Source organism: Lysobacter sp. 5GHs7-4 (genome assembly GCF_021284765.1).
Lineage (GTDB): Bacteria > Pseudomonadota > Gammaproteobacteria > Xanthomonadales > Xanthomonadaceae > Lysobacter.
Map to the genome: position 1 here is coordinate 235,278 of NZ_CP089924.1, position 23,585 is coordinate 258,862.

The window sequence follows — 23,585 nt, forward strand, 5'->3', positions numbered from 1 at the left end:
CGCCCTGCTCCAGCCAAATGCGCGACACCTCAGTCAGTATCTGCCGCGCCGTATCGACAAAGTCCGGCTTCGGCTGCGTCTTCCCCCTTTAAAAAAAAAGGGGATTGAGGGGGATTTGCTTTAGCTTCGGCCAAGGCCAGCGCAGGCCCACGCCCACCCAGACGCAGCCCCTAGTACCCGCCGGGATCCGCCGCGAACCGCACCGGCACCGTGATCGTCGCGCTGCCGCCGTTGCTGAGATCCACGCTCAGGCTCACCGTCGTACCGCCGGCCGCGCCGCCCGAGGCCGGGCAACTGCCGCTGACGGCCGTGCACGACCAGGGACCGCTCAGGCTGACGCCGGCGGGCAGGCTGTCGCTGATCTGCGCCGCGTTGGCCGCGTCCGGGCCGCTGTTGACCACCGTCAGGGTGTAGCTGGCGGTGCCGCCCGGCGTGTAGGTCGCGGCGCCGTCGCTCTTGCTGATGCTTAGATCGGCCTGGCGCAAGGCATTGGTGATGGTGCAGCTCAGATCGTCGCCGGCGCTGGGCGAAAACTCCGCCCACTGCTGGCGGTTGCCGACGTTGCTGCCGCTGCCCGATGGCAGCACGGTGGTCGAGCCCACGCCGGCATTGCTGCACACCAGCGACACGCGGTACGCGCTGGGTGCCTGGTCCGCGCCCACGGGCGTGGTGCGGATCGCCTCTTCGAACTGCATGGTGTTGCCCGCCGGCACGATCACCGTGCCGGTGCTCGCGGTGCCGGGCACCGTGCCGCCGCTGGTCGCCGCGCTGGCGGCGAGGATGCCGCCGGAGTAGATCCGCACCGTGGCCTGGTCGTTGGGCACGACACGGCCCTGCAACTGCTTGCTCAAGTTCACCCACACCGGCGTCGGCGTCGGGCGGCAGGCGCTGGCGTCGAAGTTGGTGTTGGCGATCAAACCGCGCAGCACCGCGCGCGCGGCGTTGTGCAAGCCGCTACCGGCCGCGCTGGGCGTGGCGCAGGCATCGTTGCCGGTGCTGCCGCCGCGGTTCACGCGCACGCGCACGCTGATGACATAGGTGTCGGTCTGCCCGGCCGGCAGGCTGCGCCACTGCGCCTGCAAGGTCCACGGGCCGGCACCGGTCAGCGCCGTCGACGCACCGCCGTTGAAGGTGTAGCCGGCCGAGACCACGCTGGTGTCCGGATCCAGTCCCGGCGTGTCGGTCAGGCTGTAGCTGGCCGCGACCAGGCTGGGGTTGTTCACCACCACCGTGTAGCGGATGTCGGACAGGTCGGCGCTGCCGGCCACCGCCACCGGCGCGTCGGCGTTCTTGGTCACCGACAGGTTGGCGTCGTCGTCGGTGATGGTGTAGCTGCGCGTGCTTTGCGCGGCGGCGCCGCAGCTGCTGCTGGACGTCAGCAGGAACGGCAGCGGCGAACCGCTAGGCGGCGAGATGCTCAGCTCGATGGTTTCGTTGCCTTCGGGCAGCACGTCGCTGGTGATCGCGATCGGCAGCGTCACCACGCTGGTGCTGCCGCCGTCGTAGGTGCCCGCCGGCACGCTGACGTTGAAGGTGGCCGCGTTGCCCGGCGTGGTGTAGTCCACGCCCAAGGTCGCGGTTCCGCCGGTGACCTGCACCTGCACGGTCAGGCCACCGGCCGGCACCGTGCCGTTGATGCGGAGCGCTGGCAGGTTGCCGCCGGTGGATTCGGGCGAGGAGCTGCTGGGCTGGTCGAATTCCACGAACGGCCGCAGCACCAGCTGGATCGCATCGAGGAAGTTGCCGACGGTGAGATCGCCGCCGCCGGTGCTGATCGACTCGAAACCCAGGCTGTTGGTGCCGGTGGCGCCGGAGTAGCTGAAGTTGCCGCTGTAATCGACCCAACCGTTGCCGCCGGCGACCGGCGTGGCGGCGCTGCCCTGCGACACCACCGGCGTGTCGAACGTGCCGTTGGCGGTGGTGCCGACCCGGATCACCGTCGACGAGGCGCCGACCTTCATTTCGGCCACGTCGCGCGCGGTGTTGCTGGCGCGGCCGCGGTGGCTGAACACCCAGTCGATGCGTTCGCCGTTGATCATGCACACGTTCTGGTACATGCGCGAAGTCGCCGCCGCGTTGAGCTCGGCGAACTGCTTGCCCTCGCGCGCGGGTACACCGTTGAAGCTGTTGGCCCACAACTCCATCAGCCGCCCGGTGGTGCCGACCGACCCGGCCGGCACGCAGGTGCCGCCGGCGGTGCCGTTGGGATGGGTGGTGGTCCAGCCGGGAATCGCGCCTTCGGGTATCAGTGCATAGCAGGCCGTGGTGCCGTTGCCGAGCACGGGCGCTTCGAAGCCGATGTTGATGAAACTGCGCTGGACCTGCGCGGCGGCAGGCAAGGCGAGGCAGGCGATGGCGAACGCGGTCAAGCCGCGCAACAGACGACGTTGAGTCATGTATCCCCCTGTAACGTGACCAGTGTCACAAAAAAACAGAGGGGAAGCCTGAATTGGTCTTCACAGCGGACGCCCTGACGACGTCCAGCAAAGAGAGAAGTGGCTTTAAGGCACGCTAGTTGTGTCCGGTCTCGCGATGTCGGCACGCGCGCGACGGCCGGAACCGATCACCGCCTCGGCACGGATCTCCATCGACGCGCCTTTCGAAAACAGCGCCGTGGTGCCGACCGCGGTCCAGGCCGGGTAGTGGTCCTTGAAAAACTCGCGGTGCACTTTCAGCACCGGCTCGACCACGCGCCGGAACTCCTCGTGGTTCTGGGCGACGTGGAAGCTGTTGAGCTCGATCACGTCCTCCAGGCTCGCGCCAGCGCGTTTGAGATGGGCTTCCAGCTGCTGGAACGCCCAGCGGATGTTGGCCTCCTCGTCCGGGCCGGCGCGCGAGGGGATGCCCGACACGATCACGCGGTCGCCGATGCGCAGCACCGGGGTGTAGTGGATGTCGTGGTAGGAGCTCTCCCAACCGGCCGGCGCGAGGTGCTCGCGCGTGGGCTCGGCCGAAGCATTCGCGGCGGGCGCGGCGCTGGCCGCGGTGGCCGCGGCGCCCAACAGGCACAGACCCAGCACGACTGACAGACGACACATCGCGGCACTCCGCTGGCGGACGGTGTCGCGATTGTAGACACCGGCCGCGGCGCGCGGTCCTCGTCCTAGCGCAAGACTTCAGGTCGCGCTGCCGCCCAGGGCGTAGTCCAAGGCCAGTCCGGCGAATACCGTCAGCCCGACCCAGTGGTTGTGCAGGAAGGCCTTGAAGCAAGCCGCGCGCTCGCGGCCGCGCGCGATCGCGAATTCGTAAACCACCAGCGCCGTCGCCAGGCCCAAGCCGCCGTAGTACCACACGCCCAGTTCCGCGCGCTGCCCGGCCAGCGCCAGCGCCGCCAGGAACAGCGCGTACAGCACGCCCTGGGCGACCAGGTCCAGGTCGCCGAACAGGATCGCGGTCGACTTGGCGCCCATCTTGAGGTCGTCCTCGCGGTCGACCATCGCGTACCAGGTGTCGTAGGCGGTCGCCCACAGGATATTGGCCGCGTACAGCAGCCAGGCCACCGCGGGCACCTCGCCGCGCACCGCGGCGAACGCCATCGGAATGCCCCAGCCGAAGGCCATGCCCAGGTAGACCTGCGGCAGGTAGGTGTAGCGCTTGAGATAGGGGTAGCTGGCGGCCAGCACCACGCCGATCACGCTCATCAGCACGGTCAGGCGGTTCAGCGTCAGCACCAGTGCGAACGCGGCCAGCATCAGCGCCGCGAACACCATCAGCGCTTCGCGCCCGCGCACCTCGCCGGTCGCCAGCGGCCGGTGCTTGGTGCGCTCCACGTGCGGGTCCAGCCAGCGGTCGGCGTAGTCGTTGATCACGCAGCCGGCCGAGCGGGTCAGCCAGACCCCGGCGCTGAACACGAACAGGGTCCACCACGGCGGCACCCCGCGCGCGGCGATCCACAGCCCCCACCAGGTCGGCCACAGCAGCAGCAGCCAGCCGATCGGGCGGTCGCCGCGGACCAGCTTCCAGTACAGCCCCAGGCGGACTTTCCAGGCCGGCGGCGGCACCGATTCGGGGGTTTCGTAGCGCTCGTAACTCATCCGATCAGAGTAGCAAGGCCCGCAAGCGCGCCGCGACGGCCGCCGCACCGCCACCAGCGCCGGCGTTTGCGGCTAGAATGCCGGTCCCGCGTGGCGCCGGCTCGACCGGTCGGAGCGATGCGGGATCTCAGCCAGGCGCCCGTAGCTCAGCCGGATAGAGTAGTGGCTTCCGAAGCCATTGGTCGGGGGTTCGAATCCCTCCGGGCGCGCCATTCCCATGTCTACGGGCATGGGAGCCGGCTTTATACTGGCGCGCGGCCGCACCTCGGTGCGGTTCTTGTTGATGGCTATGCATGCCCGCGTCGGGTGTGCGCAATAGGTGGATCGTGCGCAATTACGACCTCGAATTCCTGAAGAAATTCTCGATGGTGATCGGCTTCCTGATGCTGGTCACCCTCGGGCTGATGATCGCCGCTTACTTCGTGCACCTGCAGATCCCGCCGGAAGTCGATCCGGCCGTGGCCAAGCGCACCGAGCAGCGCATCGCGCCGGTCGGCGCGGTCTACGCGGGCAGCACCGGCGCGTCGGCGCAGGCCGCCGCCAAGGCCGCCGCGGCCGCCAAGGCCGCCTCGCAGGTCGCCTACGGCGGCACCCTGGACGGCGCGGTGATCTACGACAGCCTGTGCGCGGGCTGCCACAAGTCGGGCGCCGGCGGCGCACCGACCCTGGACCAGTCGCACTGGGGCCCGCGCCTGGCCAAGGGCAAGGACACCCTGCACAAGCACGCCATCGAAGGCTTCACCGGCAGCGCCGGCATTATGCCGCCCAAGGGCGGCAACCCGGCCCTGACCAACGAACAGGTCTCGGCGACCGTCGACTGGATGCTGTCGAACATCAAGTAAGCGCCCTCGTCGCGCTGCCGCGAAAACGCCGCCTCCGGGCGGCGTTTTTCGTTGCCGGCCGCGGCCGCGCGCCGCCCTCGCGCTTTCTGTCGTTTTCGTAATGCGGCCGTCGCGGCGGCCGTCATACGCAGGCGCCCGTTCCATCCGATAATGCGCGACCTCTCCGCGGCGCCCCTGCGATGCCTGCCTTCCGTCTGCGCTCCACCGTCCTGCTGCTGCCCTGCCTGCTGCTTGCCGCCTGCGCGAGCCTGGAACGCGACCCGCTGCGCGCCGACGGCACGCCCTCGACGCCGATCGGCAGCATCCAGGGCCACGGCCCGGCCAGTCCGCTGGTCGGCCGCCGGCTGGTGATCGAGGGCACCGTCACCGCCGCCCTCACCGGCGAAGGCGACGCCCACGTCGGCTGGTTCGTGCAGGACGGCGGCGACGACGACGAGGCCAGCTCCGACGCCCTGTTCGTGCGCGCCGCGCCCGCCATCTCCCTGCACGTGGGCGACCGCGTGCGCCTGATCGGGCGCGTGCTCGAACTCGACACCGGCCGCGGCAGCCACCTCACCGCCATCGACCCCGAATCCGCGCGCGTGCTCGGCCCCGGCCGCACCGAAACCCTGGTGCTGGACGCGCCGCCCGCCGACTGGACGCGCTACGAAGGCATGCGCATCGGCATCGGCCGCGCCCTGACCCTGGCCGACACCGACGACATCGCCCAGGAAGGCCGCGCCCTGGTCGCCTTCGACGGCCCGCTGTGGCAGCCCGGCGAACGCGCCGCGCCCGGCAGCGACGCCGCCAACGCGGTCAAGGCCGACAACGCCCGCCGCCGCCTGTGGCTGGACGACGGCCGCCTGAGCGGCGCGCCCGCGCTGGACGGCGGCGTGCTGCCGGCCGGCTACGCCCAGGCGCGCAGCGGCAGCACCCTGGACGGCGTGGAAGGCGTGCTCGACGAACGCGACGGCGGCTGGCGCCTGCACCTCACCGCCACCCCCACCCTGCACGCCGCCGCGCGCGCGCCGGCGCCGCAGCTGGGCGACGCCAACGACCTGCGCATCGCCGCCTTCAACCTGGAAAACCTGTTCAACGGCGACGGCCAGGGCGGCGGGTTCCCGACCCCGCGCGGCGCGCGCGACGCCGTCGAATACCAGCGCCAACAGGACAAGCTGGTCGCCACCATCCAGGGCCTGAAGCCCGACATCGCCGCGCTGATGGAACTGGAGAACGACGGCTACGGCCCGGACTCGACCCTGGCCCAGCTGGTCGCGCGCCTGCGCCGCGAAGGCGGCGACTGGCGCTATGTCGCCACCTGCACCCAGCCCTGCGCCGCCGACGCGCGCGGCCCGGGCCAGGACCAGATCCGGGTCGGCCTGATCTACCGCGGCGACCGCGTCGCCCCGCGCGGCGCCGCCGCCACCTTGTCCGGCGGCCCCTTCGACAGCGGCAGCCGCATGCCGCTGGCGCAGAGCTTCGTGTCCCTGCGCCGCGGCCGCCCGGCCGGCCCGGCCTTCACCGTCGCGGCCAACCACTTCAAGTCCAAGGGCTGCGGCCAGGCCCAGGGCGAGGACCGCGACCGCGGCGACGGCGCCGCCTGCTGGAACGCGCTGCGGACCGAATCGGCGCGCCGCCTGGACGCCTGGCTGAAAACCGACCCCACGCATTCCGGCAGCGATCTTGCAGTGATCCTCGGCGATCTGAATGCCTACGCCGAGGAAGATCCGGTGCGCCTGTTGAAGGACGCCGGCTGGCGCGACGCCTTCGCCGTGGCCCGCGTCGAGCGCCCCTACAGCTACGTCTACCAGGGCGAGCTGGGCCGGCTCGACCACGCCCTGCTCAGCCCCAGCCTGGCCCAGCGCCTGCGCGGCGCGGTGGAATGGCACAGCAACGCCGACGAACCCGTGTCCGCCGGCTACCGCGCCGGTGCCGGCGGCCCCTGGCGCAGCTCCGACCACGACCCGCTGCTGCTGGCGTTCCGGCTCGTCCCGGCCCGCTAACGCCCCCTGCGTATGATGCGCGCATGACCACACCCGCCTTCCCCAGCGACGCCTCCACCGCCCTGACCCTGAGCGGCCCGGCCGGTACGCTGGAAGCCATCGTCGAAGCCGCGGAGGACAGCCCGCGGCCGCTGGTGGCGATCGTCTGCCACCCGCTGCCCACCGAGGGCGGCACCATGCACAACAAGGTCGTGACCATGACCGCGCGCGCCCTGCGCGAGAGCGGCGCGGCCACGGTGCGCTTCAACTACCGCGGCGTCGGCCAGTCGCAGGGCGAGTTCGACCACGGCAACGGCGAAGCCGACGACCTGCGCGCGGTCGCCGCCTGGGTGCGCGCGACCCGCCCCGACGCCCAGCTGTGGCTGGCCGGTTTCAGCTTCGGCGCCTACGTCTCGCTGAAGCTGGCCGACGAACTCAAACCCGGCATGCTGATCTCGATCGCGCCGCCGGCCGGGCGCTGGGATTTCGCCGGCATCGTCGCCCCCGACTGCCCCTGGCTGGTGATCCAGGGCGAGGCCGACGAGATCGTCGACCCGCAGGCCGTCTACGACTGGATCGACAGCCTCAAGCAGCCCCCGGAACTGGTGCGCATGCCCGACACCAGCCACTTCTTCCACCGCCGCCTGATCGACCTGCGCGGCGCGATCAAGAACGGCATCAAGCCCTACCTGCCTGCGCATCCGCATGAGTGACCCCACCGCGGCGGCGCTGCCGTCCGCCGCCTACGCCGCCGGCGTCGCGCGCGACGACTGGAACGACGACCCCGCCCAGCACCCCGCGCTGCGCGAACTCGATCGCCTGCACGCGACCTTGAGCGAGCCGATCAAGCGCGGCCTGTTCGAGGGCTTGTTCGGCAAGAAGCCGGAAACGCCCAAGGGCCTGTACCTGTGGGGCGGCGTCGGCCGCGGCAAGACGTTTTTGATCGACTTGTTCTTCGACGGGCTTCCGATCCGCGAAAAGCGCCGCACCCACTTCCACCGTTTCATGCGCGAAGTGCATGCGCAGCTGCATGCGCACGCCGGCGAAAGCGATCCGCTGGCGAAAATCGCCCAGCAGTGGCGGCGCGAACTGCGCGTGCTGGTGCTGGACGAGTTCTTCGTCATCGACATCGGCGACGCCATGCTGCTCGGGCGCCTGCTCGAACGCCTGTTCGCCGAAGGCGTGGCGCTGGTGACCACCTCCAACACCGCCCCGCCCAATCTGTATGCCGACGGCCTGCAGCGCGACCGCTTCAAGCCCGCGATCGCGCAGATCGAACAACACTGCCAGGTGTTGTTGCTGGACAGCGCGCACGACTATCGCCTGCGCGCGCTGACCCGCTCGCCGGTGTACCGCACGCCACTGGACGCGGACGCCGACGCCTGGCTGGCGGCGCGCTGGAAAGAGCTGTCGATGGCCTGCCCCAAGGAACAAGGCCCGCTGCACATCGACGGCCGCGACATCCCGGTGCGCGGTCTGGCCGAAGGCCACGCCTGGTTCGATTTCGCCGCCCTGTGCGAAGGCCCGCGCGCGGCCAGCGACTACATCGAGATCGCCACCGAACATCACACCGTGTTGCTGGGCGACATCCCGCTGTTCGACGGCCGCAACGAAGACCCGGCGCGCCGCTTCGTCACCCTGATCGACGAACTCTACGACCGCCACGTCAACCTGGTCTGCACCGCCGCCGCCGCGCCCACCGACCTGTACCGCGGCCACAAGCTTGGCGGCGCGTTCGAGCGCACCGCTTCGCGATTGATCGAAATGCAGTCGGCGGAGTATCTGGCGCTGGAGCATCGCGGCTGACGATGCGCCCGCGCCGACGAGGCGATGGCCGCTCTACGCGCTCCACATCAAAGTCACACTTTCGCAACGCACACATTTTCCGAACATCCGCTTCCGTTACCCTGCGCGTCGATGGAGGGAATGCGTTAGGAGGCGGGGATGGGAGGACTCAGTCTTTGGCACTGGATCATCCTGCTGGGCGTGATCGGTTGTTTCGCCCTGATGGTGGTGCTGGTGGTGGCGTTCGTGCGGACGCGGCGCGATAACTAGCGGCGTTCGGTAGGGGCCGCGGCGTCAATCGGGCGCCGCGTGGCGTCGAACCTGGGCGCGCATCGCCGGTATCGGCGGGTCGCTGACGAGTCGGGCGATTTGGATCGTGCCAGGTCCGCGCGGCGGGCCGCACGATGCGGTTCGCTGACGCTCACCGCATCCTACGGCGGGCCTGGACCCATCTTGGCACGCCGCCACCGCGCGAGTGCGCCCAACCCCCGCTTGTCTTCCCCCGTTTGAAAAATGGGGGCCCAGGGGGATTTGCTTCTACGCGCCCGCTCCGCGCGCACGCCGCACTCAGAACCTATACCGCGCAATCAGCTGATACACCGGCCCCGCCTGCTCGCTCTCGCGCTCGTACTCGTCGTAGTCGCGGTCGAGCTGATCGGCCAGGGTGTCGAACTTGTTGAAGCTCTCCTGCTTCTTCGCATCCAACAGGTTCGACCCGGTCAGGCGCAGCGAGAAGTTGTCGCCGAAGCGCTTCTCCAGAAACACCTCCAGATCGGCGCCGTAGCGCGTCGTCACTTCCTCGGCCAGCACGCGCGAGCGCACGTCGCCCTGGCGACGGTAGCTGGCGCCGAAGGCCACCCCGTAATCGGCGATGTCGTGGATGAAGCCCACGTTGTAGACGTAACGCGACTGGTTATTGAAGCGGCGCTCGCCCAGGTCGTCCTCGACCTGGCTGTCCAGCCACGAGTAATTGGCGAACACGCCGGTGTTGGGCAGCCCCAGCGCCGTCAGCGGCGTGGAGATGTCGAACTCGATGCCGTAGACATAGCCGTCGCCGACATTGCTGGCGGTATAGACGAAGCTGTTCGGATCGAACTGCGGATAGCCGGGCGTGGCCGGCGTCGCGCCCGGATGATCGTCCAGGAACTCCTCCAACTCGTCCTCGTAGTCGTCCCGCGCGGTCGCACTGGGATCGCCGGTGTTGCTGATCTCGATCAGATCCTCGACGTCGCGGTAGAACAGATTGACGCCGACGATGCCGTGGCGGCCCAGGCGGCGCTCGAAGCCCAAGTCCAGGCCCCAGGCGGTTTCCGGGTCCAGCTGCGGGTTGCCGACGAAATCGTTGTCGCCGTACTCCTCTTCCAGGGTCAGCGGCAGGATGTAGTTGAAGTTCGGGCGGCGCACCGTGCGCGCCAGCGACAGCGTCAGGCGGTCGCGCTCGCTCAGGTTCCAGCGCAGGTGCGCCGACGGCAGCAAAGTCGCGTAATCGTTGGACGCGCGCTCCTCGTCGTTGCGCACGTCCACCTCGGTGGTCTCGTAACGCAGGCCGGCCTCCCAGTCGATCGCGCCGCGCTTGCCGGAGAACATCAGGTAGGGATCGACCCGGCGCTCCTCGATGGTGCTGCGGCTGCGCTCGAAGTCGGCGTACGGCGGCAGCGGCGCGCCCTCCTCGTCGGTGTCGACTTCGCTGGTGCGCAGCGTGGTCTTGCGGTCCTTGGCGGTAGCGTCCACGCCGAACTCCATGCGCACCGCGCCCAGCTCGCGCCGGTGCGACACGGTGAGCGTGCGCTCGCTGTCGATCTGGTCGCTGAGGATGCGCGTGCCTTCGCGCTCGTCGAACGCGGGCGGGCTGTCGTCGTCGTCGAAACCGGTTTCCTCCTCGGTATCGGTGCGCTCGTCCTCGAACCGCGAGTAACCCAGATCCACCGTGGTCTGACCGCCGAGCATGTCGAAACGGTAGCTGCCCGACAGCGCCAGGTTGTTCTGATCGATGTCCACGACCTGATCGTTGTCCGACAGCAGGTGCGCGCGGTCGTTGCGGGTGGCGTCGTTGTATTCCAGCGAATGCTCGGTCTCGGTGCGATCGGTGCGCACGTACAGACCGCTCAACGAAAGGCGGCCGCTGCCGATGTCGCGGGTGTAGGACAGGTTGGCCGAATAGTCGGTGCCGTCGCGGGTGTCGGTCTGGTTCTCGGCGTCGGTGAAGTCGCCGCCGGGCTCCTCGAAACGGTCGCTGCGCTTGATCTTGGGGTTGTAACGGCCCTGGATGTTGATGCCGCCCAGCAAACGCCCTTCGCCGACCGCGCCGCCGATTACCGCGCCGGCCGTGCCCTTGACCTCGCCGTCGTCGAAGCGCAGACCGCCGAGGCGAAGATAGCCGCCGTCGAACTCGTAGGCGTCGCGCAGCACGATGTTGAGCGCACCCGCGACCGCGTCGCCGGAGCGGTTGGCGCTGGGGCTGCGCACGATCTCGATGCGCTCGACCAGCTCGGCCGGGATGCGGTCGACGAAGAACGAGCGGTCGTCGCCCGCGCCCGGCACCTTCTTGCCGTTGATCAGGATCTGCGTATAGGCCGAGTCCAGGCCGCGCAGGCGCGCACCGTCGTACTCCAGCACGTCCGACACGAAAGTCACGCTGGGCACGCGCTTGAGCATGTCGCCCACCGTCAGCGGCTCGAAGCGCTGGAAGTACTCCAGATCGTAGGACAGCGTTGGCGCCACCGCCTCGGTGCGGTTGCGATAGACGATCTCGCCTTGCACCACCACCGCATCGAGTTCGCGCGCCTCGGGCGCACCGGCGGCGGCAACGGCGGTGCCCGGCGTCTGCGCGAACGCCGCGCCGGCCAGCGCGAACAACGCTGTGCCGGTGAGCGCGCGCGACAGGCCGATGGCCAGGAGGGTCTGGGTCATTGCGGTGTCCGCTTCAGGGAAGCGCGACTATCTACGTCACTCGCGTGGCGGAACGATGACACGCCACCGCCGCTTGCCCCGCGCATACGACTGTCCGCAAGCTGTCATCCGGGCCGGTTAGGCTCCGCACGCCGCGGACCGTCGCTCCGCCAACCCCATGACGAGACCCTGCATGCGCCTGCGCACCGCGCCGCTAATGACCCTGCCCCTGATCGGCACGCTGCTGCTGTCCGCCTGCGCGACCGTCGACCGCGCCGAACGCGAGCCCGACGAAACCGGCGCCGAACCGATGCTGGCCACCGCGCAGGTGCCGCATGCCGTGGTGCACGAGGCCTTCCTCACCGCCAACACGCCGGACGAAAACGTCGACTCGCCCGCCTCTTGGATCGCGCCCGACGGCCGCGTGCTGCTGTTGGCGACGTCCAAGAAGACCAGCCGCCTGATGATCTACGACGGCGACACCGGCGCCGAACTGCGCCGCTACGGCAGCGCTGGCGGCCAACCCGGCCAGTTCCTGCGTCCCAACGGCATCGCCGTGCACGGCGACCGCGTCTACGTGGTCGAACGCGACAACCGTCGCGTGCAGGTGCTGCAGTTGCCCGGCCTGGAATCGCTGGGCAGCTTCGGTACCGCCGAACTCAAGCAGCCCTACGGCCTGTGGGTGCGCGACACCGCCGAGGGCCGCGTCGAAGTGCTGGTCAGCGACGCCTACATGGCCGGCGAAGACGCCAACGGCGACGAAATTCCGCCGCCGCTGGAGCAATTGAACGCGCGTTACAAGGGCTACGAGGTCAGCGGCACCGGCGCATTCACCGCCCGCTACGTCGGCGCCTTCGGCGACACCACCGCTGAAGGCGCGATCCGCGTGCCCGAATCCCTATGGGGCGACGTCGCCAACGACCGCCTGCTGATCGCCGAAGAAGACCTCAAGACCGGCACCGCCGTGCGCGAGTACAACCTCAACGGCAAGTACCGCGGCCGCACCTTGGGCCTGGGCCTGTTCAAGGCGCAGGCCGAAGGCATCGCTCTGTGGACCTGCCCCGACGGCAACGGCTACTGGCTGGCCACCGACCAGTTCAAGGACCGCAGCCTGTTCCACGTATTCGATCGCAAGACGCTGGAGCATCTGGGCGCGTTCGCGGGCGAGACCGTGGGCAATACCGATGGCGTGTGGTTGCAGCAGAGGGCAAGCAAGCGCTTTCCGTCCGGCGTGTTCTACGCCGTGCACGACGACATGGGCGTGGGTGCGTTCGATTGGCGGGATATCGCCAAGGCCTTGTCGCTGCGCGAGCGCTGCGCGGGCTGAACGCGTCCGTTCGCCCCACATGACGCGACGCGCGCTTCTATGCGAACGCGCGTTGCGACCAGCGCTCAGTAGGTCACCGTCACCGTGACCACGTCGCTGTAAATCCCGGCGGGCACCGACTGCACCGCCGGCACGCGCCCGCGCACGGTCAGCGACTGCGAGCTGCCGGCACCGGTGCCCGCCACGGTATCGGTGCCGATCGTGGCGCCCCAGCGCTGGGTGCGGCCGCTGTCGCGGTACAACTCGTAGCTCAGGAAATTTCCGCTGGCGCCCAGGCGCATGCGGCGCTGCGCGCCGCTGGCGTGCTGGCCGTTGTCCAGCGCCATGTTCCACGGCGTGCGGTGGGTGCAGGTCATGGTGACCGTGGACGTCTGGTCGATGTTGGCGGCCACCGGGCCGGGAACGCCGCCGAAATTCAGATCGCTGGCGCTGTCGATGACGCAATGGTTGGGCACGTTGGCGCTGGCGGTGAATGCGAAGGCGATGCTGCCGCCGCCGGTGCCACCCGCGAGGCAGGACGCGGGATAGGGCGGCGTGCCCAGCAATTGTTCGGCGTAGCGGTAATCCAGGCGCGTGTGGATGCCGGTGAACGGATTGCTGTGCAGCCCCGCCGACAGACCCAGTTGCGCGGCCACACGGCCGAACAGAGTGGCCGAGGCGTCGCCGCTGCCGCCCAGCACCGGCGCGTTGTATTGCAGGTCGATCTGCACCGGCGTGGGCGTGGCCGGCGTCGATGCGCTGCCCCAAATCTGGCTGCGCGCGGCATCGCGGTAGATCTGGAACTGCATGGGGTCGCCGAAACTATTGGTCATGCGCCGGGGGGTGGTCTGGCCAGCGCCGTTGACGCCGGCGTCGATGTTCAGGCACATGCGTACGCGCACCGTGGCCAACAACGTCAACGCGCCGGTGTTGCAGGTGACGTTGACCGCGGCGCTGTTGTCGACATCCGCCGCGCCGGTCACCGTACCGAAATTCAGCGGCGTGGCCGTGGCCGTGCAGCTGGTCGCGGCCTGCACCGGCGACGCTGCGCACCACCCCAGCGCGATACGCAACAGCACGCGCAACGGCAGCCTGGGATCGCGCGGCGTTGTGCTCATGGCGAGGCCTCCGCGTCGCAGCGCAACGGACCGATGCGGGGGATGCGGGCCGCGGCATCCGGATAGTCGAACCGCACCGCGCAGCGGCCGGATGGCGTCTGCACCTGCAGGCGATTGTTCGCCTCGAGGTTTTCGAGATAGGCCTCGCCGTCGTAGCCGACGACGGCTTCGTCCGTGCCGCCCAGTCGGCGCACGCGCGCGCCTAACGGCAGCGGTCGGCCGGCGCCGTCGTGCAGCACCACCAACGCCGCGCGCACCGGCGCGATCGCGAAGCGCACGCGTGCGCCGGCGCGGTCGCTGGGCGTGGCGATGCGTTCGGTATCGGCGATACGCATCGCCGCCGGCAAGGCCATCGGATCGATGGACAGCTTGTTGCGCTGCCAGGCGTTAAGCGGCACCACCAGCAGCAGACCGTCGGCATCGGTGCGGCCGATGGGGCGATTCTCCAGGCGCACCGGCACATCGGCTATCCCGTCGGTGCTGACCACCGCGAACGCGTCGTCGACGCGTCGCGTCGCGAAGCCTCGCCCGCCCATCCACACCAGGCCGCCACTGGCCTGCGCATAACCGTAAGCTTCGCCGCCGCGATGCGCCAAACCCAGCCCAAGGCGGCCGTGATCGGTGAGCCAGCCGGCTTCGGCCAGGCCGCCATTGCCACCGTCGCCGGCCTGCAGCTGCACGCGCCAGCCGGCGCCGCCGTCGCCGGGAATCGGCCGGCTCAGGTCGACCAGCGCATTGTCGCGCCCGCTGCTGCGTTGCCAGGACGTATCGAGGCGACGGTCGCCGTCCAATGCCATGGCGACGCCGAGGAACAGACTGCGGTCTTTACGATCGTCGAGGTTGCGCTGATAGGACAGGTTGGCCGACCAGTCGCGCCCGAAGTTGCGGGTCCAGGCGACGCCGACGTAGCGCGCGTCGATGGGACGCCAGGGCGAGGCCGGATCGCTGGCCTGGCGCAGGCGGACATGGCTGAGGCTGAGGTTGCCCAACCAGGCGAGGTGCACACCGGCCAATGCGCGCTCGCTGACCTCCGGCGGCGGCGGACCGTACAGCGATGCGATGTCGCGGTAGTCGCCACGCGTGCGCTGGCTGTCGATGGATACGTGGTAGCGTCCGTTGTTCCAGGCATAACTCCAGGCGGTTTGCGAGCCGCGCGCGTGTTCCAGCCGGCTGCGCGCATGCGAGATGCCCACCACGCCGGCGCGGCCGATCAGCCACACGCCGCCCAGTCCGGCATTGCGCAGCCCGCCACCGGCTTCGGCGTGCGATTCCAGGGTCAGCCTGTCGCTGACGCCATAGCGCAGGCTGCCGCTGGCCACCGGTTTGCTGGCGTAGGAGAACGAACGGATGCCGTAGTCCTCTCGTACCAGACCCACGCTCAACGACCAGTCCGACAAACCCCGCGCCAACAGCGAGCGGCTCGCGTAGAACGGCAGGTCGAGGCTGCGCGTGCGGCCGTAGGCATCGGTGATGAGCAACTGCGCGTTGCCCGCGCCATCGATGCCGGGCACGGTGGACAGCTGGAACGGCCCCACCGGCACCTCGCCGCGGTACTGGCGCACGCCGCCGACATACAGGTCCACCACCGACGGTACCGCCACCTCGCCCAGAAAGGTCGGCAGCGGCGTGGTCACGCGATAGGGTTGCAGGCCGAAATTGCGGCCGATCTGCACGCCGCCCAACCGCACCGGCCGCGTCCAGTCCAGGAAGCCGCTGTAGGCATCGCCCACCGTCAGCGTCAACGCCGCTTCGGGAAACGACAGCTCCCAACTGCTCTGCAAGCGCACGTGCTCGCCACGCCACCCGCCATCGCGGCTGCGGTAGCCGCGCGCGACCGCCGACGTGCTGTAGACGCCAGGGCCTATCCCAAACGCACGCAGCTCGCCGCTGGCGGTCAGGCCGCTGCTGTCGCGGTCGTGACTGGCGTAGAGATCGTAGTTGAGCAGCAGGCCGGGCGCGGTGGCGGTGACCGGCGCGGCGGCGCCGCCACGGAGGTTCAATCGCGTGGTCGCCAACGCCAGCAGCGACAGCGGCGCGTCGATGTCGATGCGTTGGTGGGCGATGTCGTAGCGCGCTTGCACACCCGGCAACGTGTCGAGAGCGATCTCTTCCGCAACGCCTTGGTCGGCCAGGGCGAAGCCCATACCACGCAGATCGTCAGGCCGCGCGTGCATGCGGCCCTCGCGGTGCACGAAGCGCGTCAGCCGCGCCTGTCGCGTGCGATTGAGTACGACCTCCAGATACAACACCTGCTCGTCGTCGTACGGACCCGCTTGCGCGCGCGGAATGTCGGCGGCCGCGACGCTGCCGTCGGGCGACTGCTGCGCGCCGGCATCCCTTGGCGGCGCGGACAACGCGGCCATCAGCAGCGCGGCGAACAGCCGGCCGCATGGCGGCGCGACCATCGCTCGCGGCGAGACCGACGCAAGCGCGGACATCGGCGGCCCATCGCGCAGCCCTGTCTCACCGCGACGTCGCATCCGGCACCAGCCTGCGCTCGACCGGCTCGCCGTTGACCGTGGCCTCGAATGCGCCGTCGCGCCGCAGATCGGGCCCGGCGACCAGCGCGGCCGGCAGTCGCCAACGCATGCGCTGACCGGGCAATACATAGCCCGACAAGCCGGGCGCAATGGCGACGCGCCTGCCGTCGCGGCCGACGAAGCTCAAGTCCGCCAACTGCGCATGCGCGTCGCCGGTGTTGCCGATCTCGACATAGCGCGCTCCCGCGTCGTCGCTCAGCCGGACCTGCAGAATCGCGCCTGTCGGCGTCGCGGCGGTGACGGTCGCGCTCGGCAACAGGAACACGGGTATCGAGTAGCGCAACGCCAACCGCAGACGCGTGCGCGAACTGTCCTGCGCCTCGATCGGCAGCTCATCGACGATCACGCGATAGCTGGCCTCGCGATCGCTGGGCGGCGCCGCGCTGCGTACCACGCGGACCAGCTGCCGCGCGCCCGGCGCCAGCTCAAGCATCGGCGGGCTGAGCACCAGGTCGGTCGTGGCGTCCAGCCGATCGACCCCGTCACGCTGCGTCCATCGGAACACGCGCAGCTGCGCGTGCAGCGGTTGCGCGCCGGTATTGCTCAGGGTCAGTCCCTCGGCCGTCTGCTCGGGCGACAGCGCGATCGTGGTCGGCGCCACCTGCAGACTCGCCGCGCGGCTGTCGTGGCCGATCGCCAGGGTCGCCAGCGCCAACAAGGCGAACACGACCCGCGGCGCCCCCGAAGAGGCCCGTGTGGGCAACATGACCGTCGCGCTCAGTACGCGACGGTGGCGGTAATCGTGTCGGCGTAGCTCGCCGCGGGGAAGCTGGCGCTGGGCACGCGGCCGTACACCGGATACGCCTGCACCGCGCCCGTGCCGACGCCGGCCACGGTGTCGGTGCCGACGGTCTCGCCCCAGATCGCGGTGCGCCCCGCATCGGCATAGAGCTGATACGGCACCAGATCCGACGCGCCGTTGATCATCGCCCGCGCCGCGACCCCGCCACCGCCGGCATTGAGCCCCTCATCCAGCGCGATGGTGTAGCCCGTGCCGGGCGTGCAATTGACGTTCAACTGGCCGACCGCATCGATGTCGATGTCGGTGGAGGGATGCGTGCCGAAGGCCACATTGGTGGCGGCCGGCGTATTCACCGTGCAGCTGCTCTGAATGGTGAGCGTGACGTTGAACGTGGTGGTGGCCGTCTGCGCCTGAGAGGCCGGCGCATACAACGCGGCGGCGGCCAGCAGAACGGTGGAAAGCCAGGATTGAATCCGTGTCATGTGCGTATCTCCCGCGCGAAACCTCTCCTTGGCGCAGGGACAGCGATGCGGCCCCTGCGGGCGACGACAACGGCTAGTCTTTCGGGCACAACGTTTCCACTCTGGACGTGCCGTGTCAAGCGGCGGCGGCGCAGTTTGGTCGATCGCTCAGGATGGGTTCGGCGCGCCAGGCGAGCGCTTGGACGGTTACCGTCGCCCGCGAGCCAGCAGCGATGCGCTTAATCGGTCCACTGTCGTCAGGAGCACCAAACTGCGGATGCTCGCAGGGGCCATGGCGCCGTTCACCGGACCAACCTCCAATTGCTTAAGCCGCCAAACGCAAGTAGCGGCTTTATTGCGTTGAAGAACTATGGGGAACAATCGCGCAGCATTCGCGCTGTCACGCCGGCCCTGCCTTTCGCAACAGACCCGCTGGAGGTTTTCTTCCTGCATAGGCACATGGATGGAAGCGGCCTATGGCAAACCCTGGCCCACCGTCCGGCCCTCGACGTGGAAGCTTGCAGCGTCTCTCCATCCTTTTCGCTCGCTCGACAGCGCGTCCGCATCAGGCGCGGGCGACTGCATCACGACAGGCAAGGCTTCATTGATCCTGCATGCGCCTGAAGACATTTGTGGACCGAGCGGGGGCACGCAACCCTGACCATAGAAGAACCATAGCCCTTCGTGGCCAGCGGCGGCCACCAGATCACGGCACCCGTCGCCATTCAGGTCTCCGGAAGCCAAGCCGTAATTTCCCATCGTCGTTGCACCAAGCTCGTGGTGGAGATTACCGATCGTCGGTAGCCCTAAGCTGCCATTGCGCTGCAAGTAAAAAGCCACGCCGGGCTCAAGAATTGGCGATCCCGGCACGGGGCGCATTTGCATGGCAACCAGATCGGTATATCCATCGCCATCGAAATCGGCCGCAACAGGCTGCGAGTTGATGAATGGATAGCTAGGCAAGGCAGCTCCCGAAAAGATGCCATCCGCACCGTGGGTATACACGTCGGCATAGTTCCCCTCCACCTGCAACGAGTCCAATCGGTAGTCCCCGTTGAAGTCGCCGAACACGGGCCCGACCAGCGTGCTTATCAGCGCACCATGCAGCTCGCGCTGCGCCGAAAACCCGCCCTGGGGCAATCCCAGACGCGCCACGATACGACCGGGCTTGCCGTATACCCCGTTGAGCAAGAAGACCAGATCGCTCAGGCCGTCTCCATTGATGTCCGCCGCACGAGCGCCGTGGATGCGATAAGGCTCCTTCACCAGAACAGTCTCAACCTGGCTGAAGCCACCGACACCGTTGCCGTACATGATGCGCAGCCAGGGGCAGGAGCTGAACGAGGTTTGGCCGCAGTCCGCGCCCATGGAATAGTCGGCGAGGTTCATGATCCCCACGATGTCCATATGCCCGTCGCGATCCACGTCCATCGCCGTCAGGTTGTTGGCCTCTCGCTCCAGGTGACCCAGCACCTGACTAAACGTCCAACCACCCGAGCCATCGGAAAGCAGTAGATTCAATCCTCCGCGTGCATCGAACATTCCCTGGATACTGGTTGCCACTACATCCAGCACGCCATCTTCGTTCAGATCAGTCAGTGCCAGATCGGAAATCGCCGGACGATTGGCCGGGGATTGATAGCTGAGCGTCAAGCGACCATCCGCTCCCTGAACGAACACATGGATCCGCCGGTCGCTAGGAAGCGTAACCACGTCGGCGCGCCCATCGCCGTTGACATCGCCTACCGCGACAGCGTCGTAGGTCAGCCAAGCGCCGTCTTCTGTCATTTGCCGGTAGCGCTCACCGGTCAGGAAATGAAAGCCGGTAGTGACCTGCGCAACCTGCATGCCCGAGCGGCGGCCCTGGGATGCGACGCTCTCACTGTTTGCCACAAGTTCCGTCGCACCCTGCGCCTCGCTGGAAGCGTGCTTAGGGGAAGTCGAAAAACCATCCCCTGACGGCGCAGTGCAGCCAGCCAGGATCGATAGATGGGCAGCGATCAGCCACCGACCGAGAACATGCATAAACTCAACCCCCTGCGAGACCTAGCTGCCCACTGCGCTCAGCGCGCATCGTACAACCAGCTCCTGTCCGGATCGAGGGCCCAAAACCTGCCGCTTGCAGGGGCGCCCGCTTAAGTCACCTCACCCGTCCTTTGCTCGGTCCATAAGCGGCCCCATCCGGCCCTCGCCCCTCTCGCCGCCGCTAGAGGAATTGAACGCGGGCGACAGGCCTTACAAGTAAGCGGCAAAAGCGTGGTCAGAGCATTCCTTGCGTGAAGGTTGGCCTCAGCCCATTTCCCTACATGCTCGGAATGAGGACCAATCTGTTGGCAGAGTCCAATTTGACCAGAGCAATTGCTCCGAACTTGGACCTCTCCCCTTCACGATAGACCGCTATTAGATACTCCGCGTCAGTGCGACATACACGATATGTGCGGATTTGTTCCGGTGGAATCCGAGTGATAGCCGCTATTTCGGCAATCAGCGATTCCTTTGCGACGGGGAGCGACGGGAGCGATACGTCAACACACTCGCCGCCAGAGCGCTCATGCTGCGCAGATGCCTTCTCCGTCGAGGCCTGGCACCCTAGAATCATTGTAGTAAGCACGACCCATGCCGATCGTATAAACATGTGAGCCTCCAACTGCTCATACTTAGGTCATAGGGCGTTTCCTAACCAACGGAACTCCAATCCTAGCTCTTCTCTCTGCGCTCAGTACCCGCTGCATGAGGAACGCATCTTGCGGTCAAACGTTTGATAGGACTTGTCCACAATGGCCGTCGGCAATGCTTTTCTTTCATAGAGCCACGACCTACGGTCACTACCTGAGATCGCGGGGATGCGATTGCGCCAGCACCAGCGCCTGAGTTGGTCGCTATCCGTCACAGTCACCTCCGCGCCGGCTTCGTCCAACACCAACGCGACGTGCCTGTCTCTGCTTCCGAAGCACACCATGCTGCAAGCATCGACTGCCGTTGCAGGAATGCGGGTATCGCCTGGGAAGTAAACGAACTTGTCCACCAGATACAACGCTTCTTCCGAGAGGTAGACGCTGGTCGAATCGCCGATGCTGGTCACTCCTTTGCGGTTGCGTTCGGTTATCGTCACCCGTTCGACGTCGAGCTTTCGTCCGTCCGCGTCGTGGTCGTGGTCGTGGCCGTATCGCTCGTGAAGTCGGTCATAAGATCCGGTACATGCCATGAGCATCGTTGTGCTGAGCAACACCATTGCGATTAGGCGATGTTCGATATAGGTCATGGCTGTCTGAGTCATGGTTCGCGAAAGCAGGATTAAAGTCCGGCCGCAGTGGTCATGCCCGAAGATACGCTCTGCATCCGCTTTTTTTCTACGTAGCGGCCACTAGACGGTCCGCCCGCGCCACACCCGCAAACCGCCATACACCAGCACCAACGCCGCCAGCGACACTCCGATCGCCGCCCACTCCCGCAAGGTCATCGTCGCCAAGATCGCCACCATCGTCAGCACCGCGATCGCCGGTACCAGCGGGCCGGCCGGCAGTACGAACGGTTCGCCGCGTTCGCGCAGGTCGATGCGCTGCGCGCGCCACGCTGCGATGGAGACGGCGGCGAAGACCAGGCAGATGGCGCCGCCGGAGATCAGCGCCAGCGATTCGAAGCTGCCGGCCACGGCCAGCACGGCGCCGGCGGCGGCGTGGGTGAACAAGGCCAGGCGCGGCACTCGGTGGCGCGCGTCGACCTGGCCGTAGGCGTGCGGCAGGTAGCCGTCGCGGCCCAATGCGAACAGCAGGCGCGAGGACGCGAACAGGTTGCCCATCAGGAAGCCGGTCATCGAAATGCAGGCGGTGATCAGCAGCAGCGCGCGGCCCGGCGCCCAGATCGCGCCGGCGGCGTCGGCGATGGGTGCGCCGCTGTGGGCCAGCGTCGTGCCCAACGTGCCCTGGCAGACCACCTGCAGGCCGATGTACAGCAGCACCACGATCGCGATCGCCGACAGCGTCGCGCGCGGTACATGACGCGAGGGGTCGCGCACCTCGCCGGTGGGCACCAGCGCGGTTTCCATGCCCGAGTAGGCGAACACCACCAGCACCATCGCGCTGCCCATCGCGCTCCAGGAACCGATGCCGCCGAAGGCGACGTACTGCCAGTCCACGAACAGCAGGCCGACCGAAGCCAGCAGGAACAGCGGCGTGAGCTTCAAAGTCGCCAGCAGCACGATCATGCGCGCGCCCAGGCGCACGCCGAAGGCGTTGAGCGCGAACAGCGCCGCGTACACGCCCAGGATCAGCGATGCGCGCGGCAGTGTTTGCGCGAACCACGGCCAGGCCTGCGCGACTTGTCCTGCGAGCGCGGCGGCGACGCCGGCACTGGAGGCGCTGTTGCAGATCCACATCAGCGCGCCGGCGACGAAGCCGGCGAACGGGCCGTACGCCGCGCCGACATAGGTGTAGGGCCCACCGGTGGCGGCGGCGCGGCTGCCGACGGCGGAGAAGCACATCGCGATCGGCACGATCGCGATCGCGCCGGCGATGAAGGCCAGCGGCGCGGCGTAGGCCAGGCGCGAAGCCAGCAAGGCCGGCAGCATGAAGATGCCGGCGCCGACGATGATGTTGATGATCGAGGCGCCGAGCTGGAACGGCCCCAGCGCGCGCACCAGCGCGGCGTCGCCTTGCAGCGGTGCGGACCCGTCGGCGGGTGTGGCGGCTGGGTGCATGGTCGGTCCCCGGGAGACTGCGTCGCAGCCTCGCATGGCCGACCCGCAAAGGCGAGGCCGGCGGCCCGGCGGCAGCCGCGGAGTAAGCCGCGATCCGCGTTCGACATGTATCGCCACGGCGCGATGCGTGACGACGTGGATCGCGACTTACTCCGCGGCTGCGCGGGCGGGGGACGCGCACACCCTAGCCCCGCGCGCGCGGCACATAAATCCGGGGTTTCACTCAGACAATAGGCATGTATTTCGCGTTTTCGATCACGCGCCCTTGCACATGAAGTCAACGAAGGCACGCAGCTTGGGCGCCAGTTGCCGGCGCGCCGGGTAGTACAGGTAGAAGCCGGGGAACGGCGGCGTGTACTCGGTGAGCACGGGCTCCAGCCGCCCGGCCGCCAGGTCCTGCGCGGCCACGGTCTCGAACAGCTGGGCCAGGCCCAGCCCGTCCGCCACCGGCTCCACGGCCAGGCTGCTGTCGTTGAAGATCAGCCGGCCGCGCACGTCGACCTCGAAATCGACGCCGTCGCGGGTGAATTCCCAGGGCAGCATGCGGCCGCTGCCGGGCAGGCGCTGACGGATGCAGTCGTGGCCGATCAGGTTCTCGGGCACGCGCGGCCGGCCGTGGCGCGCGAAGTAATCCGGGGAACCGACCACCAGCAGCCGCTGCGGGCCGCCCAGCGGCTGGGCGACCATGTCGCGCGCCAGGGTTTCGCCCAGGCGGATGCCGGCGTCGAATCCGCCCGCGACCAGGTCGGCCAGGGTGTCGTCGGCGAACAATTCCACCTGCACGTCGGGGTAGCGCGCCAGGAACTGCGGCAGCCGCGGCGCGATCAGGGTGCGCACGGCGATGCGGCCGGCGTTGATGCGCAGGCGTCCGGTGGGGCGGTCGCGCACCGCGTCCAGGTCGTCGAAGGCGGCGTCGATCTGCTCCAGGCCCGGCGTGACCTGGGCCAGGAAGCGCGCGCCGTGTTCGGTCAGGCCGACCCGGCGCGTGGTGCGGTTGAGCAGGCGCACGCCCAGGCGCTCCTCCAGGCCGCGTACGGTCTGCGACAGCGCCGACGGCGACACGTCCAGTTCGGCGGCGGCGCGGGTGAAGCTGCCGAGCCGGGCGACACGCGCGAAGGCGATCACGGCGGGTAGCGGGTGCGTGCTCATTATGAAGTAGACCTTCAGAACCTGTTCGGATAATCCCTATTTTTCGCTTAGTCGGCCAGTCC

17 protein-coding genes and 1 tRNA gene are annotated in these 23,585 nt (G+C 68.4%); 6 read left to right on the plus strand and 12 right to left on the minus strand.

Annotation, left to right across the window (positions count from 1 at the left end; genetic code table 11):
• Positions 1-170: 170 nt before the first annotated feature.
• The 3 genes from LVB77_RS00940 to ubiA form a co-directional block, all read right to left on the minus strand.
• Positions 171-2,396: a DUF11 domain-containing protein gene (locus LVB77_RS00940; protein ID WP_232908357.1), complete on the minus strand. Its 2,226-nt coding sequence runs from the start codon at positions 2,394-2,396 to the stop codon at positions 171-173.
• Between the two features lie 105 nt (positions 2,397-2,501).
• The gene (locus LVB77_RS00945; protein WP_232908358.1) at positions 2,502-3,038 is read right to left on the minus strand and encodes a Rid family hydrolase; all 537 of its coding nucleotides are present in this window, start codon (positions 3,036-3,038) and stop codon (positions 2,502-2,504) included.
• 78 nt (positions 3,039-3,116) lie between these two features.
• A complete protein-coding gene (gene ubiA / locus LVB77_RS00950) occupies positions 3,117-4,034 on the minus strand; it encodes a 4-hydroxybenzoate octaprenyltransferase (RefSeq protein ID WP_232908359.1) in 918 nt (305 codons plus the stop codon).
• Positions 4,035-4,169: 135 nt separating this feature from the next.
• Here ubiA and LVB77_RS00955 point away from each other — a divergent pair.
• The 5 genes from LVB77_RS00955 to zapE all read left to right on the plus strand — a co-directional run bounded on the left by LVB77_RS00955 (position 4,170) and on the right by zapE (position 8,643).
• Positions 4,170-4,246 (plus strand) — tRNA-Arg (locus LVB77_RS00955).
• Positions 4,247-4,360: 114 nt separating this feature from the next.
• The gene (locus LVB77_RS00960; RefSeq protein ID WP_232910411.1) at positions 4,361-4,876 is read left to right on the plus strand and encodes a c-type cytochrome; all 516 of its coding nucleotides are present in this window, start codon (positions 4,361-4,363) and stop codon (positions 4,874-4,876) included.
• A 179-nt stretch (positions 4,877-5,055) separates the two neighbouring features.
• Complete coding sequence (locus tag LVB77_RS00965) at positions 5,056-6,858, plus strand: ExeM/NucH family extracellular endonuclease (RefSeq protein ID WP_232908360.1); 1,803 nt, start codon at positions 5,056-5,058, stop codon at positions 6,856-6,858.
• Positions 6,859-6,881: 23 nt separating this feature from the next.
• Entirely contained in the window at positions 6,882-7,550 is a 669-nt protein-coding gene (locus LVB77_RS00970; protein WP_232908361.1) for an alpha/beta hydrolase, read from the plus strand.
• On the plus strand, positions 7,543-8,643 hold the full coding sequence (zapE, locus tag LVB77_RS00975; protein WP_232908362.1) for a cell division protein ZapE: 1,101 nt from the start codon (positions 7,543-7,545) through the stop codon (positions 8,641-8,643). Before LVB77_RS00970 ends, zapE begins: the two co-directional genes overlap by 8 nt.
• Before the next feature lie 546 nt (positions 8,644-9,189).
• On the opposite strand, the gene LVB77_RS00980 is transcribed toward zapE, so the two are convergent.
• Positions 9,190-11,532 carry a TonB-dependent receptor gene (locus LVB77_RS00980; protein WP_232908363.1) on the minus strand — a complete coding sequence of 781 codons (2,343 nt, stop codon included), beginning with the start codon at positions 11,530-11,532 and terminating at the stop codon, positions 9,190-9,192.
• 172 nt (positions 11,533-11,704) lie between these two features.
• Here LVB77_RS00980 and LVB77_RS00985 point away from each other — a divergent pair, with 172 nt between their 5' ends.
• A complete protein-coding gene (locus tag LVB77_RS00985) occupies positions 11,705-12,838 on the plus strand; it encodes a phytase (RefSeq protein WP_232908364.1) in 1,134 nt (377 codons plus the stop codon).
• Positions 12,839-12,903: 65 nt separating this feature from the next.
• Here the strand turns inward: LVB77_RS00985 and LVB77_RS00990 are convergent, their stop codons facing one another.
• From LVB77_RS00990 to LVB77_RS01025, 8 genes are all read right to left on the minus strand, one after another.
• Complete coding sequence (locus tag LVB77_RS00990; protein WP_232908365.1) at positions 12,904-13,935, minus strand: spore coat U domain-containing protein; 1,032 nt, start codon at positions 13,933-13,935, stop codon at positions 12,904-12,906.
• On the minus strand, positions 13,932-16,373 hold the full coding sequence (locus LVB77_RS00995; RefSeq protein WP_232908366.1) for a fimbria/pilus outer membrane usher protein: 2,442 nt from the start codon (positions 16,371-16,373) through the stop codon (positions 13,932-13,934). The genes LVB77_RS00990 and LVB77_RS00995 overlap by 4 nt, the downstream gene beginning before the upstream one ends.
• Before the next feature lie 25 nt (positions 16,374-16,398).
• A complete protein-coding gene (locus tag LVB77_RS01000; RefSeq protein WP_232908367.1) occupies positions 16,399-17,181 on the minus strand; it encodes a molecular chaperone in 783 nt (260 codons plus the stop codon).
• An 11-nt stretch (positions 17,182-17,192) separates the two neighbouring features.
• A complete protein-coding gene (locus LVB77_RS01005; protein WP_232908368.1) occupies positions 17,193-17,699 on the minus strand; it encodes a spore coat U domain-containing protein in 507 nt (168 codons plus the stop codon).
• Positions 17,700-18,152: 453 nt separating this feature from the next.
• Positions 18,153-19,703 (minus strand): VCBS repeat-containing protein, encoded by a 1,551-nt coding sequence (locus LVB77_RS01010; protein WP_232908369.1) that lies wholly within the window; start codon positions 19,701-19,703, stop codon positions 18,153-18,155.
• A 691-nt stretch (positions 19,704-20,394) separates the two neighbouring features.
• Entirely contained in the window at positions 20,395-20,940 is a 546-nt protein-coding gene (locus LVB77_RS01015) for a hypothetical protein (protein WP_232908370.1), read from the minus strand.
• A gap of 102 nt (positions 20,941-21,042) precedes the next feature.
• On the minus strand, positions 21,043-22,374 hold the full coding sequence (locus LVB77_RS01020) for an APC family permease (protein WP_232908371.1): 1,332 nt from the start codon (positions 22,372-22,374) through the stop codon (positions 21,043-21,045).
• A 255-nt stretch (positions 22,375-22,629) separates the two neighbouring features.
• Entirely contained in the window at positions 22,630-23,523 is an 894-nt protein-coding gene (locus LVB77_RS01025) for a LysR family transcriptional regulator (protein WP_232908372.1), read from the minus strand.
• Positions 23,524-23,585 lie beyond the last annotated feature (62 nt).

Bases quoted from the DNA above. Each gene is read 5' to 3' on its own strand.
- LVB77_RS00940 (WP_232908357.1), bottom strand. From the start codon at position 2,396: ATGACTCAACGTCGTCTGTTGCGCGGCTTGACCGCGTTCGCCATCGCC.
- LVB77_RS00945 (WP_232908358.1), bottom strand. From the start codon at position 3,038: ATGTGTCGTCTGTCAGTCGTGCTGGGTCTGTGCCTGTTGGGCGCCGCG.
- ubiA (WP_232908359.1), bottom strand. From the start codon at position 4,034: ATGAGTTACGAGCGCTACGAAACCCCCGAATCGGTGCCGCCGCCGGCC.
- LVB77_RS00965 (WP_232908360.1), top strand. From the start codon at position 5,056: ATGCCTGCCTTCCGTCTGCGCTCCACCGTCCTGCTGCTGCCCTGCCTG.
- LVB77_RS00970 (WP_232908361.1), top strand. From the start codon at position 6,882: ATGACCACACCCGCCTTCCCCAGCGACGCCTCCACCGCCCTGACCCTG.
- zapE (WP_232908362.1), top strand. From the start codon at position 7,543: ATGAGTGACCCCACCGCGGCGGCGCTGCCGTCCGCCGCCTACGCCGCC.
- LVB77_RS00980 (WP_232908363.1), bottom strand. From the start codon at position 11,532: ATGACCCAGACCCTCCTGGCCATCGGCCTGTCGCGCGCGCTCACCGGC.
- LVB77_RS00985 (WP_232908364.1), top strand. From the start codon at position 11,705: ATGCGCCTGCGCACCGCGCCGCTAATGACCCTGCCCCTGATCGGCACG.
- LVB77_RS00990 (WP_232908365.1), bottom strand. From the start codon at position 13,935: ATGAGCACAACGCCGCGCGATCCCAGGCTGCCGTTGCGCGTGCTGTTG.
- LVB77_RS00995 (WP_232908366.1), bottom strand. From the start codon at position 16,373: ATGTCCGCGCTTGCGTCGGTCTCGCCGCGAGCGATGGTCGCGCCGCCA.
- LVB77_RS01000 (WP_232908367.1), bottom strand. From the start codon at position 17,181: ATGTTGCCCACACGGGCCTCTTCGGGGGCGCCGCGGGTCGTGTTCGCC.
- LVB77_RS01005 (WP_232908368.1), bottom strand. From the start codon at position 17,699: ATGACACGGATTCAATCCTGGCTTTCCACCGTTCTGCTGGCCGCCGCC.
- LVB77_RS01010 (WP_232908369.1), bottom strand. From the start codon at position 19,703: ATGCATGTTCTCGGTCGGTGGCTGATCGCTGCCCATCTATCGATCCTG.
- LVB77_RS01015 (WP_232908370.1), bottom strand. From the start codon at position 20,940: ATGACCTATATCGAACATCGCCTAATCGCAATGGTGTTGCTCAGCACA.
- LVB77_RS01020 (WP_232908371.1), bottom strand. From the start codon at position 22,374: ATGCACCCAGCCGCCACACCCGCCGACGGGTCCGCACCGCTGCAAGGC.
- LVB77_RS01025 (WP_232908372.1), bottom strand. From the start codon at position 23,523: ATGAGCACGCACCCGCTACCCGCCGTGATCGCCTTCGCGCGTGTCGCC.